The following is a 13,213-nucleotide window of genomic DNA, read 5'->3' as shown; positions in this document are numbered from 1 at the left end:
CTCGCTTAAATTTCAGCAGCCAGTTTGTTAACCAGCTCCGCGTGCGCGTTTTGATCGATTGTGGCACCCAGGATCTTCTCAGCACCGCCGACGGCCAGAGCACCCAGTTGGGCACGCAGCGCATCTTTGACACCATTGAGTTCCTGCTCGATCTCGGCCTGAGCCTGAACCTTCACACGGTCAGCGTCGATACGGGCTTTTTCAACAGCCTCTTCAACAATCTGGTTACCGCGTTTCTTGGCTTGCTCAATGATTTCGGCTGCCTGGGCTTTCGCTTCGCGCAGTTGCTGACCCGCTTTATCTTGGGCCAACTCCAGGTCGCGAGCTGCTCGGGCGGCAGCGTCCAGTCCATCCGCGATCTTCTTCTGACGTTCGTGCAAAGCCGCGATGACCGGAGGCCATACGAACTTCATGCAGAAAACTACAAAAATCAAGAACGCTAAGGACTGACCAATAATGGTTGCATTAATGTTCACGCCAATACCTCGCTCGTTCGTTGCACAACACACCAATCACTCAAAAAAATGAGTGATTAACCGGCGAGTTGACCAACGAAGGGGTTCGCGAAGGTGAAGAACAGAGCGATACCAACACCGATCATGGTCACGGCGTCGAGCAGGCCGGCGACGATGAACATTTTAACTTGCAGCATTGGAACCATTTCTGGCTGACGCGCTGCGCCTTCCAGGAATTTGCCGCCCAGCAGGCCGAAACCAATGGCAGTACCCAGAGCGCCCAGGCCGATCAACAGTGCAACAGCGATAGCGGTTAGACCAACTACAGTTTCCATCTTTCCTCCCGACTTTTACGTCGTATGGTTTAGGTTTTTTAGATTTTAAAGCGGTAAAACAAATCGTTTCATAGCCCTGGTGGGCCACCTTCCCGTTTCACCGGGAAGGACATCAGACTAGTCGAGACTGGCCTTAATGGTTCTCTTCGTGCGCCATCGACAGGTAGACGATGGTCAGCATCATGAAGATGAAGGCCTGCAGGGTGATGATCAGGATGTGGAACACGGCCCACGCCCACTGCAGAACAATGCCCAGGCCGCTAAGCCAGAGCAGACCGCTACCGAACATCACAGCGATCAGAATGAACACCAGCTCGCCGGCATACATGTTGCCGAACAGTCGCAGCGCCAGGGAAATCGGCTTGGCGACCAGGGTGACGAATTCCAGCAGGAAGTTCACCGGGATCAGCAGGGCTTGAACGAAAACGTTCTTGCTGCCGAACGGGTGCAGGGTCAGTTCGCCGATGAAGCCGCCGATGCCCTTGATCTTGATGCTGTAGAAAATGATCAACGCGAACACCGACAGGGCCATGCCCAGGGTAGCGTTCGGGTCAGTGGTCGATACCGCGCGGAATGGAATGTGCGGGTCGCCGGAGATGAGGATGGCCAGTTGAGGAATCCAGTCAACCGGAATCAGGTCGACGGCGTTCATCAGGAAAACCCAGACGAAGATGGTCAGTGCCAGCGGTGCAATCACGGCGCTGCGGCCATGGAAGCTGTCTCTCACGCTGCCATCGACGAATTCGACCAGTACTTCGACGAAGTTCTGCAGGGCACCCGGTTGACCGGAAGTCGCCTTTTTTGCCGCCATGCGGAAAATCAGGACGAAGATCAGACCCAGTGCGACCGACCAACCCAGAGTGTCCAGGTGGAAAGCCCAGAAGCCCATTTCTTTGGCTTCTGCTGCGGAGTGGGCAAAGCCCCAGCCGCCGTTGGGAAGCTGACCGAAGGTCAGGTTCTGCAAGTGGTGCTGGATATAGCCCGAAGCGGTTGTTTCTGCCATGGTTGCCTCAAACGCCCTAAGGTTTCGAAAGTCTTGTTTTCATTAGCAGGGGAGCGAACCAGCTGACCAGTTGGGTCAACACGAAGACGCCGAATACAGCCAGCGGCGCCAATGGCTTCACACCTGCAAAGGTCAGTGCAAACAGCACTGCCGTCAAAATCAGTTTCCCTGCCTCGCCGGCATAAAAAGACCGGACGATAGCCTGGGCTGCTCGGGCGCCGGAAAACCGAAAGGCCCTATGAGCAAAATACATATTGGGCAGCAAGGCTATCAGGCCTCCGCAGAGTCCTGAATATCCGGCTACGACTCCGTGCCAGTACCAAAGCGCCAATGCGGCGATCAGCAAAATGACAAATTGAGCCAATAGGACCGGGAAAACGGCCAAGCGATGGAACGGCAACGTGTTTGGCGTGCGGGTTTCCATCACTCTTGCTCCTCAATGGTCGGCTGCCGGAAATCAATAACTTGGCATAATTTGTGCCGACAAAATGCGCGCAGAGTATAGGGGCGGTTCTGCCCCTATTCAACTGCCGGGTAGTGATTTCCGATCACGCGCTACATAAGCAAATGTTTCAGCGGATGTGGGCAAGGACGCCCTGCAGCTCATCAAGGGAGTTATATCCGATGACCAATTGGCCTTTGCCTTTCTTGCCATGGCGAATTTGCACCGCAGAGCCCAGGCGCTCGGCCAGGCGCTGCTCAAGACGCGCGATATCCGGATCAGGTTTGGCGGTTTCGACCGGTGCAGGTTTGCCGCTGAGCCACTGGCGAACCAGGGCTTCGGTCTGACGAACGGTGAGCCCCCGTGCGACAACGTGTCGCGCCCCCTCAACCTGTTGATTTTCAGGCAATCCGAGCAATGCACGGGCGTGGCCCATTTCCAGGTCACCATGGGACAACATGGTCTTGATGACTTCCGGCAACGCGATCAGGCGCAGCAGGTTGGACACGGTTACGCGGGATTTACCCACCGCCTCGGCCACTTGTTGCTGGGTCAGCTGGAATTCCTGTTGCAAACGCTGCAAGGCGATCGCTTCTTCGATCGGGTTGAGGTCTTCACGCTGAATGTTCTCGATCAACGCCATGGCAATGGCCGTTTCATCCGGCACATCGCGCACCATCGCCGGAATGGTCTCTTTGCCGACCTGCTGACTGGCGCGCCAGCGGCGTTCGCCCGCAATGATTTCAAAGCGCCCGGCGCCGATCGGGCGAACCACGATCGGCTGCATCACGCCCTGGGCCTTGATCGAGTTGGCCAGTTCTTCCAGCGCCTGCGGGTCCATGTCCCGGCGTGGCTGGTACTTGCCGCGCTGGATAAGGTCCAGAGGCAGGTGCTGCAGCTCACGTTCGTCAGCCTGCACCGCTTGTTCTTCAAGCGATGTGACGGTCGGACCACTCAACAGTGCATCCAGTCCACGTCCGAGACCTCGTTTCTTGACGGCCATGGGGATTCCTTAAGTTGGCTGGGCTGCAGCGGTGCGGGAGTTGCGGCGTTGACGGCGAACCATCTCGCCAGCCAAAGCCAGGTAGGCAATGGCGCCACGCGAAGTCTTGTCATACGCCAACGCCGGCATGCCATAGCTCGGCGCTTCGGCCAAGCGGATGTTACGTGGGATTACGGTGTCGTATAGCTGCTCGCCAAAGTGTTCCTTGAGCTGGGCCGACACATCGTTCATCAGGCTCAGGCGCGGGTCGAACATGGTGCGCAACAGGCCTTCGATCTGCAGGTTCGGGTTGAGCAACTCGGCGATGCGCTTGATGTTATCCACAAGGTCACTGAGCCCTTCCAGCGCGTAGTACTCGCACTGCATGGGGATAATCACCCCATCGGCGGCGACCAACGCGTTGAGCGTGAGCATCGACAGCGAGGGTGGACAGTCGATCAGAATGTAGTCGTAGTTATCACGGATCGGCGCCAGGGCGCTGCGCAGACGGCTTTCTTTCATCTGCATTTCCAGCAGCACCACTTCCGCCGCGGTCAAATCGCGGTTGGCCGGCAGCAGTTGATAACCACCGTGCTCGGAATAGTGCATGGCCTGTGCGAGGTCGCACTCGCCGATCAGCAAATCGTAGACCGAGTTTTCCAGGCCGTGTTTATCCACACCGCTACCCATGGTGGCGTTGCCCTGTGGATCGAGATCGATCAACAGCACCCGGCGCTTGGTCGCGACCAGGGATGCTGCGAGGTTGATGCAGGTGGTGGTTTTACCCACGCCACCTTTTTGGTTCGCTATCGCGAATACCTTAGCCATTCTTGCTTGTGTTCCCAATCATGCCGTGCGGCGCAGTATCAGCAGATGGCGTTGGCCTTGGCAACCGGGTACGGCCAGGGCGTGTTCGCTATCGAGGTGGAAGTCTGCCGGCAATGCTAACAGCTCATCGCTTGGATGGACGCCCTTCATTGCCAGCCAGCGAGTATCGCGGTCGCCCAAGTGACGGGTCCAGTTGCTGAAGTTCTCCATGCTGCTGAACGCTCGGGACACAATCCCGTTGAAAGGCTGTTCAGGGATGAGCTCTTCGACGCGACTGTGGATAACTTGCAGGTTATCCAGCTTGAGTTCGAGTTTGACCTGGGTCAGGAAGCGGGTTTTCTTGCCGTTGCTGTCCAGGCAGGTCACTTGCGACTCGGGAAACAGGATGGCCAAGGGAATGCCCGGCATGCCGCCGCCACTGCCCACATCCAGCCAGCGACCGTTTTCGATGAACGGCATAACGCTCAGACTGTCGAGCAAATGCCGGGACACCATCTCGTCGGGATTACGCACCGCCGTGAGGTTGTAAGCCTTGTTCCATTTGATCAACAGGGCCAGGTAGCCGAGCAGCAATTGCTGCTGGACGGGGCTCAGGTCAACGCCCAACTGGCGGGCACCTGTGGATAACTCTTCGGCGTGTTGCGAGGTAACCAACGAACTCAAGCGCTTTGCTCCAACTGACGGCCCGCGCCGCGTTTTTTCAAATGAATCATCAACAGCGAAATGGCTGCCGGGGTGACGCCGGGGATGCGTGACGCCTGGCCCAGGGTTTCCGGCCGAGTTATCCCCAGCTTGCTTTGAATCTCTTTCGACAGCCCGGAGATACCGGTGTAGTCGATATCCACAGGCAGCTTGGTGTTTTCACTGGCACGCAGACGGGCGATTTCGTCCTGCTGGCGGTCAATGTAACCGGCGTATTTGGTTTTGATTTCAACCTGTTCGGCGACCTGTGGATCTTCTGCGCCACCGCCCGTTACTTCGACCAGGCCCGCGTAGTCGATTTCAGGACGGGACAGCAAGTTCAGCAGGTTGTATTCGTGGGTCAGCGGCGTCCCGAATTTTTCGGCGAGCGCGTCGCCCTGTTCGGTACCCGGACGAACCCACGTGCTTTTCAGGCGCTGTTCTTCGAGTGCAATGCTCTCGCGTTTTTTGCAGAACGCGGCCCAACGCGCGTCATCGACCAGGCCCAGTTCGCGACCTTTTTCGGTCAGGCGCAAGTCGGCGTTGTCTTCGCGCAGGATCAGGCGATATTCGGCCCGGGATGTAAACATCCGGTACGGTTCCTGGGTACCCAGGGTAATCAGGTCGTCAACCAACACGCCGATGTACGCTTCATCACGACGCGGGCACCAACTGTCTTTGCCCTGTGCACGCAGCGCCGCGTTGGTCCCGGCCAACAAACCTTGGGCTCCGGCTTCTTCGTAACCGGTGGTGCCGTTGATTTGCCCGGCAAAGAACAGGCCGCCGATCACTTTGGTTTCGAGGCTGTACTTCAGGTCGCGCGGGTCGAAGTAGTCGTACTCGATGGCATAGCCTGGACGCACGATGTGTGCGTTTTCCATGCCGCGAATCGACTGCACGATCTGGATTTGCACATCGAACGGCAGCGAAGTGGAAATCCCGTTCGGGTACAACTCGTGCGTCGTCAGGCCTTCGGGCTCGATGAAGACCTGGTGGCTTTCCTTGTCGGCAAAGCGGTGGATCTTGTCTTCGATCGAGGGGCAATAACGCGGTCAATGCCTTCGATAACCCCGGAATACATCGGCGAACGGTCGAGGTTCGCGGCAATGATCTCGTGGGTACGCGCATTGGTGTGGGTAATCCAGCAGCTCACCTGTGTTGGGTGCTGTTCTTTGGAACCCATGAACGACATGACCGGAATCGGGGTATCACCGGCTTGTTCGGTCATCACCGAAAAATCCACCGAACGCCCGTCGATACGTGGTGGGGTACCGGTTTTCAGACGGCCGACACGCAGGGGCAACTCACGCAGGCGCTTTGCCAGGGCAATCGACGGCGGATCACCAGCACGGCCACCGGAATAGTTCTGCATGCCAATGTGGATAAGTCCGCCGAGGAAGGTACCGGTGGTCAACACCACGGATTGCGCGAAGAAACGCAGACCCATTTGGGTGACAACGCCCTTCACCACGTCCTGTTCGACGATCAAGTCATCCGCCGCCTGTTGAAATATCCACAGGTTCGGCTGGTTTTCCAGGGTTTCGCGTACTGCCGCCTTGTACAGAATACGGTCAGCTTGTGCCCGAGTAGCGCGCACGGCCGGGCCTTTGCGGCTGTTGAGCACGCGAAATTGAATGCCACCCTTATCGGTAGCCATGGCCATGACGCCGCCAAGGGCGTCGATTTCCTTGACCAGATGGCTTTTGCCAATTCCGCCAATGGCAGGGTTGCAACTCATTGCACCGAGGGTCTCCACGTTATGCGTGAGCAGCAGGGTTTTTACGCCCATGCGTGCTGACGCCAGTGCTGCCTCGGTACCGGCATGACCGCCGCCGATGACGATCACTTCAAAACGGGAAGGGAAATCCACCACGCACCTCGTGCCTGCTTATGTAGGTAATCAGGAATTGTTTGTTGAAAGGGTTTTAGAGCTTTGGCGGCAAGTATAGGGACTTAGCCCTTCCTAAAGAACCCTTTGCACAAAATTTAACCAGCTGTGGATGAATCACAGACAATAGAAATTAAAAAGAAAGAAATTTATAAGATCTTTGTTTTTATGTTTATTTCTACTGAGCACCTTTTCTGTGGATAGATCTCTACAAGCCTTTATTTACGGTGTGTACAGAGATTCAAAAGTCTGTGGTCATGTGCCAATGAGGCCCTTGGATAAGTGCTTTAAGCCTGTGGATTAAAGTATTGGTTATCCACAGAGGGGTTTTTACTCAGGTTTTACGCCCTGTTATCAACTGGGCACAGGCGCGGTTATTCACAGGGCTTAATCCACACAAAAGCGTAGTTGGCGGCACATTTCGCCCACGGCAAGGCCGCCTCGATGCGAGGGATTAATCAGAAAATCAAAAGAGCTGCCCTGAAACGGGCAAAACAGGCACGCACGAATGGCCTGCCTGTGAACAACGAAGGGTTATTTACCGATGCAGAAGCTGGAAAAAATCCGACCCAGCAAATCATCCGAGCTGAATGCGCCAGTGATCTCGCCCAGGAGTTGCTGTGCCTGACGCAAGTCCTCAGCCAACAGCTCCCCAGCACCCGCCAGGGTCAGCTGAGCCCGTCCATGCTCGAGGGCCGCGCTGGCATGACGCAGCGCCTCCAGGTGCCTGCGACGCGCACTGAAACTGCTTTCGGACGTCTGCTTATAGCCCATGCAGGCTTTGAGATGGTCTCGCAGCAATTCAAGCCCATCACCCGCCGACTTGGCGCTCAAGCTGATAGTGACATGGCCATCCTCGCTGGTTTCCAGAACGATGGCTTCGCCTGTCAGGTCGGCCTTGTTGCGGATCAGGGTAACGTTGGCCGGGTCAGGTCGCTGCTCTAGAAATTCCGGCCACAAGGCAAAGGGATCCGCAGCCTCCGGCGCAGTGGCATCGACCACCAGCAACACGCGATCCGCTTCGCTGATGGCCTTGAGGGCGCGCTCCACGCCGATCTTTTCCACTTGGTCGTCGGTATCGCGCAAGCCTGCGGTGTCGACCACGTGCAGTGGCATGCCGTCGATGTGGATATGTTCGCGCAGGATGTCCCGGGTGGTGCCGGCAATTTCGGTGACGATAGCCGCTTCACGGCCGGCTAATGCGTTGAGGAGGCTGGATTTACCGGCATTGGGTCGACCCGCAATCACCACGGTCATCCCATCGCGCAGTAAAGCGCCCTGCCCGGCTTCGTGCAGAACGGTGGATAACTCCTCACGGACTTTATCCAGCATCGCCAAGACGTGGCCATCGGCGAGGAAGTCGATTTCTTCCTCAGGAAAATCAATCGCCGCCTCAACGTAGATACGCAGGCTAATCAATTGCTCGGTCAAGTTATGCACACGCACCGAAAATGCCCCCTGCAAAGAACGCAACGCGTTGCGCGCCGCCTGTGCAGAACTGGCCTCAATCAAGTCGGCGATGGCTTCGGCCTGTGCCAGGTCGAGCTTATCGTTAAGGAATGCCCGCTCACTGAACTCACCTGGACGGGCCAGACGGCAACCCAATTGCAGACAGCGTTGCAACAGCATATCCAGGACCACGGGGCCGCCGTGGCCCTGTAGCTCCAGGACATCTTCACCGGTGAAGGAGTTGGGGCCTGGGAAATAGAGCGCCAGGCCTTCGTCCAACACGCTTTCGTCGGCGGCCAGAAATTGGCCGTAATGGGCGTAACGCGGCTTCAACTCCCGACCGCTGATCGCCTTGGCGGCAGGACCTGCGAGCGGTCCGGAAATACGCACAATACCGACACCGCCGCGACCTTGAGCGGTTGCAACAGCAGCGATGGTTTCACGAGGAGCGCTCATCGGCAGGTTCCAGGACAAAAGTGACGGAAAGCAAAACGCCCCACTAGGGGGCGTCTTGAGTGGTTATCCACAGAGTAAATTACGCCTCGGCTTTTTTGGTAGCCGCTTCGATTTTACGTGTGATGTACCACTGTTGAGAGATCGACAATACGTTGTTGACCACCCAGTACAGCACCAGACCAGCTGGGAACCACAAGAAGAAGAAGGTGAAGATGATCGGCATCATTTTCATCACTTTGGCCTGCATCGGGTCCGGCGGAGTCGGGTTCAAGCGTTGCTGGATAAACATGGTCGCGCCCATGATGATCGGCAGGATAAAGAACGGGTCTTTGATCGACAGGTCGGTTATCCACAGCATGAACGGAGCCTGACGCATTTCTACGCTTTCCAGGAGTACCCAGTACAGCGACAGGAACACCGGCATCTGCACCAGAATCGGCAAGCATCCACCCAGCGGGTTGATCTTCTCTTTCTTGTACAGCTCCATCATGGCTTGCGACATTTTCTGCCGATCATCGCCATGCTGTTCTTTCAGTGCAGCCAACTTTGGCGCCACTGCACGCATACGCGCCATCGACTTGTAGCTGGCTGCCGACAGAGGGAAGAAAAGCCCTTTGATCAGCATGGTCAGGAAGATGATCGACCAGCCCCAGTTACCGACGATGCTGTGGATATGTTGCAACAGCCAGAAGATCGGCTGGGCAATGAACCACAGGAAGCCATAATCCACAGTCAGTTCCAGACCTGGGGACAACTCTTTCAATACGGCCTGGCTTTTAGGGCCGGCGTACAGGGTAGCGCTGGTTTCAGCCTTGGCGCCTGGAGCGACGGTCAACGCCGGGCCAGTGAAGCCAATGATGTAGTTGCCCTGGCTGTCCTTGCGGGTTTGAACCAGGTTCGCGTCACCCTTGTTCGGGATCCAGGCGGTCACGAAATAGTGCTGCAGCCACGCTACCCAGCCACCTTGGACGGTTTCTTTCAGCGTGCCCTTGTCGATATCTTTCATCGACACTTTTTTGTACGGCTCGTTACTTGTCCACAGGGCGGCGCCCAGGTAAGTCGCGGTGCCGGTGGCGGTGCTGGAAGACGGATCGGAGCTGGCGTCACGCTTGAGCTGGGCAAACAGGTTGCCGCTCCAGGCTTTGTCGCTGGTGTTGTCGATCAGGTAAGTGACCTTCAAATCGTACAAACCGCGGGTAAAGCTGAAACGCTTGATGTAGTTGACGCCGTCGAGGCTGAATTTCAGGTCGACGTTCAACTGGTTCTGGCCGTCTGCCAGTTGATAAGTCTTCTGTTCGGTCGAATAAACCGGACGACCGGTAGCACGTGCATCCGGACCATTGGTGCCGGTCAGGCCGCTTTGCGCCAGATAAGTACGTTCACCGCCGTTATCGAACAGTTGGAACGGCACATCCGGATGGTCTTGGCGACGTGGATAAAGCGGCAGCTTCAGCTGTGCGATATCACCACCCTGTGGGTCGATAGCCAGGTCGAGCACATCCGTTTTCACGTGGATGAGGTCTTTGTTGGTGACCACTGGCGTTTCTAACGGGGCACTTGTCTCGCCATTCGCGCTGGGAACATCGGCACTCGCGGACGCATTGTTACCCAGCGGGGTGTCCGCAATTGCCGGCGCAGCCTGATTGGTAGCAACATTCTGAGTCGGCAGGGCAGCCTGACCGTAGTCCTGGTTCCATTTAAGGACCATGACATAGGACACGATTGCCAGGGCGACGATCAGGATTGTGCGTTTAATATCCATGATTACTCGGCCATCGAAGAAGAACGGGAGGTAGGGATAGGTGGAACCGGGTCATAACCACCGGGATTCCACGGATGACAGCGACCTAAACGACGAAAGGTCAGCCAGCCACCGCGCAGAAGACCATGATTTTCTATGGCCTCTAACGCGTAGCAGGAACAACTGGGGTAGAAACGACAGTGGCTGGCCATCAGGGGACTAATGGCATAGCGATAAAACTGGATCGGAACGATTGCCAGTTTACGCATCAAGGCTGTCTACCCCTACAGTTTCGGTGCTGACTGCTGGTGCTGGCTTGTGGGTACGCGCCAAACGTTTCCAGAGCTTGCCGAAATGCTGAATCAATTCGGGGTTTTCTACATCACCCAAGCCTTTGCGCGCGACGATAACAATATCCCAACCAACCAGAGTGTCCTGGTGGAGGCGAAACGATTCGCGCATCAGACGCTTGAGGCGATTGCGCTCAACGGAGAGCTTTACGCTCTTCTTGCCGATCACTAACCCGAGACGGGGGTGATCAAGATCGTTGTTACGCGCAAGGAGCAGGAGATTTTTCCCCGGAACCTTGCCGGTGGGGGAGTCAAAGACTGCCTTGAAATGCCGGGGGGTTAGCAGACGCTTTTCCCGACTGAAGTCCTGACTCACCACCAGTACCGGATTATCAAACTGCCAGACGCGCACGACCTTTGGCGCGGCGACGCGACAGTACAGCACGGCCGTTCTTGGTAGCCATGCGAGCACGGAAGCCGTGAGTACGGGCGCGTTTGATGGTGCTTGGTTGGAAAGTACGTTTCATGGCGTTGTTACCTGGTTCGTCCACAACGGGCCGGAATGGCCCCCGTTTTAAGAGACCGGCGATTCTAGAGAAAGCAAGCCTCTAGGTCAATTTCCAACCAGCTTTTCCTTCAATTAGATCGCTAAGGGCCAAAGCGGCCTTTTCCATGCGCTCGCCTTTGGAGTGCAGAGCCATAGATATAAAAATAAAGAAGGAAGGTATTTAAAGCTTTTTTGTAAAGCTTATAAAAGCTAGAGAGGCCATCGCCTGTGGATAACTGCCTTTAGGCCTTATTCCACCTGCTGTACAGAGAATGACAACACGGGGGAGAAACGGTGCTCTGCCTGTGCTGCGCTGTCGGATAAGCTGTGTGTGGAATAGGGTTTTATCCACAGGCCAGTTACCCACAGACTTTCGACCCCACTTGTACAACGAGCTCAGGGGCGCTTATCCACAGAGCTTATGCACAGACCATTGGTCGCCTTTTTTAGGCATAAGGCGTTGATTTTGGCCGGTCTGTGAGCAACCTACATGTGGATAAGTGGACGGCTGGCCGCTACAATGGCGGCTGTTTTTGCCTCACCGGCTTTCAACTTAGGGGATATCCGTGTCAGTGGAACTTTGGCAGCAGTGCGTGGAGCTTTTGCGCGATGAACTGCCTGCCCAGCAATTCAACACCTGGATCCGTCCGCTACAGGTCGAAGCCGAAGGCGACGAGTTGCGTGTCTACGCACCCAATCGTTTTGTTCTCGACTGGGTCAACGAGAAGTACCTGAGCCGCGTTCTCGAATTGCTCGATGAACACGGCAACGGCCTCGCGCCCGTGCTCTCCTTATTAATAGGCAGCAAACGTAGCTCGGCACCGCGTGCTGCGCCGAATGCTCCGTTGGCTGCCGCCGCGTCTCAGGCCCAGGCGGTTTCGGCACCGGTCAGCAACACGCCGGTTACCGCGCCCACAGCGTCTACATCGTCGACACAAAAGAGCGCGCCTGAGCACGAAGAGCCGTCCCGCGACAGCTTTGATCCGATGGCCGGTGCCAGCTCTCAGCAAGCCCCGGTACGCGCCGAACAGCGCACCGTGCAGGTAGAAGGCGCGCTTAAGCACACCAGCTACCTGAACCGCACCTTTACCTTCGAGAACTTTGTCGAAGGTAAGTCCAACCAGTTGGCTCGCGCCGCTGCCTGGCAAGTCGCGGATAACCCCAAACATGGTTACAACCCGCTCTTCCTTTACGGGGGGGTCGGTTTGGGTAAGACCCACTTGATGCACGCTGTGGGTAACCACCTGTTAAAGAAGAACCCGAATGCCAAGGTCGTGTACCTGCACTCGGAGCGCTTCGTGGCTGACATGGTCAAAGCCTTGCAGCTCAATGCAATCAACGAGTTCAAGCGGTTCTACCGCTCCGTGGATGCCTTGCTCATCGATGACATTCAATTCTTCGCCCGCAAGGAACGTTCCCAGGAAGAGTTTTTCCACACCTTCAACGCCCTGCTCGAAGGTGGCCAGCAGGTCATCTTGACGAGCGACCGTTATCCGAAGGAAATCGAAGGCCTGGAAGAACGCTTGAAATCTCGTTTCGGCTGGGGACTCACCGTTGCCGTAGAGCCGCCGGAGTTGGAAACCCGAGTTGCGATCCTGATGAAAAAGGCCGACCAGGCCAAGGTCGATCTGCCGCACGACGCCGCCTTCTTCATCGCCCAACGCATTCGCTCCAACGTGCGTGAGCTGGAGGGCGCGCTCAAGCGGGTCATCGCACACTCGCACTTCATGGGCCGCGACATCACCATCGAGTTGATTCGTGAGTCCCTCAAGGACCTGCTGGCACTGCAAGACAAGCTGGTGAGTGTGGATAACATCCAGCGCACCGTGGCCGAGTACTACAAGATCAAGATTTCCGACCTGTTGTCCAAGCGCCGTTCGCGCTCGGTAGCACGTCCACGGCAGGTGGCCATGGCCCTTTCCAAGGAGCTGACCAACCACAGCCTGCCGGAAATCGGTGATGTGTTTGGCGGTCGCGACCACACCACGGTCTTGCACGCCTGCCGCAAGATCAACGAACTTAAGGAATCCGACGCGGATATTCGCGAGGACTACAAGAACCTGCTGCGTACACTGACTACGTGATGACACCAGCGCAGCTTATTAAGGCAAGGGAC

The 13,213-nt window shown here is 56.5% G+C and carries 13 protein-coding genes and 1 pseudogene; 1 reads left to right on the top strand and 13 read right to left on the bottom strand.

All coding sequences use genetic code 11. From position 1 onward, the window contains the following. Window positions 1–5: 5 nt before the first annotated feature. The 13 genes and pseudogenes from AB4O23_RS04140 to rpmH form a co-directional block, all read right to left on the bottom strand. Complete coding sequence (locus AB4O23_RS04140) at window positions 6–476, bottom strand: F0F1 ATP synthase subunit B (protein WP_008439543.1); 471 nt, start codon at window positions 474–476, stop codon at window positions 6–8. A gap of 56 nt (window positions 477–532) precedes the next feature. Further along, window positions 533–790, bottom strand: coding sequence for a F0F1 ATP synthase subunit C (atpE, locus tag AB4O23_RS04135; RefSeq protein WP_002555987.1), 258 nt, complete (start codon window positions 788–790; stop codon window positions 533–535). Between the two features lie 133 nt (window positions 791–923). After that, on the bottom strand, window positions 924–1,793 hold the full coding sequence (atpB, locus tag AB4O23_RS04130; protein WP_065879216.1) for a F0F1 ATP synthase subunit A: 870 nt from the start codon (window positions 1,791–1,793) through the stop codon (window positions 924–926). A gap of 16 nt (window positions 1,794–1,809) precedes the next feature. After that, window positions 1,810–2,217: a F0F1 ATP synthase subunit I gene (locus tag AB4O23_RS04125; RefSeq protein WP_010565865.1), complete on the bottom strand. Its 408-nt coding sequence runs from the start codon at window positions 2,215–2,217 to the stop codon at window positions 1,810–1,812. Between the two features lie 148 nt (window positions 2,218–2,365). Further along, window positions 2,366–3,238, bottom strand: coding sequence for a ParB/RepB/Spo0J family partition protein (locus AB4O23_RS04120; protein ID WP_460089423.1), 873 nt, complete (start codon window positions 3,236–3,238; stop codon window positions 2,366–2,368). A gap of 9 nt (window positions 3,239–3,247) precedes the next feature. Then, window positions 3,248–4,045: a ParA family protein gene (locus tag AB4O23_RS04115; RefSeq protein ID WP_017528673.1), complete on the bottom strand. Its 798-nt coding sequence runs from the start codon at window positions 4,043–4,045 to the stop codon at window positions 3,248–3,250. Between the two features lie 18 nt (window positions 4,046–4,063). After that, on the bottom strand, window positions 4,064–4,708 hold the full coding sequence (rsmG, locus tag AB4O23_RS04110) for a 16S rRNA (guanine(527)-N(7))-methyltransferase RsmG (protein ID WP_017528674.1): 645 nt from the start codon (window positions 4,706–4,708) through the stop codon (window positions 4,064–4,066). Then, window positions 4,705–6,596 (bottom strand): annotated as a pseudogene (gene mnmG / locus AB4O23_RS04105) (tRNA uridine-5-carboxymethylaminomethyl(34) synthesis enzyme MnmG). Before mnmG ends, rsmG begins: the two are co-directional and overlap by 4 nt. Window positions 6,597–7,148: 552 nt before the next feature. Next, window positions 7,149–8,519, bottom strand: coding sequence for a tRNA uridine-5-carboxymethylaminomethyl(34) synthesis GTPase MnmE (mnmE, locus tag AB4O23_RS04100; RefSeq protein ID WP_017528676.1), 1,371 nt, complete (start codon window positions 8,517–8,519; stop codon window positions 7,149–7,151). A 79-nt stretch (window positions 8,520–8,598) separates the two neighbouring features. Next, a complete protein-coding gene (yidC, locus tag AB4O23_RS04095) occupies window positions 8,599–10,281 on the bottom strand; it encodes a membrane protein insertase YidC (RefSeq protein WP_017528677.1) in 1,683 nt (560 codons plus the stop codon). 2 nt (window positions 10,282–10,283) lie between these two features. Then, entirely contained in the window at window positions 10,284–10,529 is a 246-nt protein-coding gene (gene yidD, locus AB4O23_RS04090) for a membrane protein insertion efficiency factor YidD (RefSeq protein ID WP_019816912.1), read from the bottom strand. Further along, window positions 10,522–10,929: a ribonuclease P protein component gene (gene rnpA / locus AB4O23_RS04085; protein WP_020302575.1), complete on the bottom strand. Its 408-nt coding sequence runs from the start codon at window positions 10,927–10,929 to the stop codon at window positions 10,522–10,524. The genes yidD and rnpA overlap by 8 nt, the downstream gene beginning before the upstream one ends. A gap of 13 nt (window positions 10,930–10,942) precedes the next feature. Beyond that, window positions 10,943–11,077, bottom strand: coding sequence for a 50S ribosomal protein L34 (rpmH, locus tag AB4O23_RS04080; protein WP_003213577.1), 135 nt, complete (start codon window positions 11,075–11,077; stop codon window positions 10,943–10,945). Between the two features lie 586 nt (window positions 11,078–11,663). On the opposite strand from rpmH, the gene dnaA reads away from it, so the two are divergent. Beyond that, a complete protein-coding gene (dnaA, locus tag AB4O23_RS04075; protein ID WP_065879215.1) occupies window positions 11,664–13,181 on the top strand; it encodes a chromosomal replication initiator protein DnaA in 1,518 nt (505 codons plus the stop codon). Window positions 13,182–13,213: the final 32 nt, after the last annotated feature.

The organism is Pseudomonas sp. H2_A10, from assembly GCF_054680085.1.
This window is presented reverse-complemented; position numbering and strand designations above follow the sequence as displayed.

What these genes read in the sequence shown, in the direction of transcription:
- atpE (WP_002555987.1), bottom strand. Translation starts at nt 790, where the DNA reads ATGGAAACTGTAGTTGGTCTAACCGCTATCGCTGTTGCACTGTTGATC.
- atpB (WP_065879216.1), bottom strand. Translation starts at nt 1,793, where the DNA reads ATGGCAGAAACAACCGCTTCGGGCTATATCCAGCACCACTTGCAGAAC.
- AB4O23_RS04125 (WP_010565865.1), bottom strand. Translation starts at nt 2,217, where the DNA reads ATGGAAACCCGCACGCCAAACACGTTGCCGTTCCATCGCTTGGCCGTT.
- AB4O23_RS04120 (WP_460089423.1), bottom strand. Translation starts at nt 3,238, where the DNA reads ATGGCCGTCAAGAAACGAGGTCTCGGACGTGGACTGGATGCACTGTTG.
- AB4O23_RS04115 (WP_017528673.1), bottom strand. Translation starts at nt 4,045, where the DNA reads ATGGCTAAGGTATTCGCGATAGCGAACCAAAAAGGTGGCGTGGGTAAA.
- mnmE (WP_017528676.1), bottom strand. Translation starts at nt 8,519, where the DNA reads ATGAGCGCTCCTCGTGAAACCATCGCTGCTGTTGCAACCGCTCAAGGT.
- yidC (WP_017528677.1), bottom strand. Translation starts at nt 10,281, where the DNA reads ATGGATATTAAACGCACAATCCTGATCGTCGCCCTGGCAATCGTGTCC.
- yidD (WP_019816912.1), bottom strand. Translation starts at nt 10,529, where the DNA reads ATGCGTAAACTGGCAATCGTTCCGATCCAGTTTTATCGCTATGCCATT.
- rpmH (WP_003213577.1), bottom strand. Translation starts at nt 11,077, where the DNA reads ATGAAACGTACTTTCCAACCAAGCACCATCAAACGCGCCCGTACTCAC.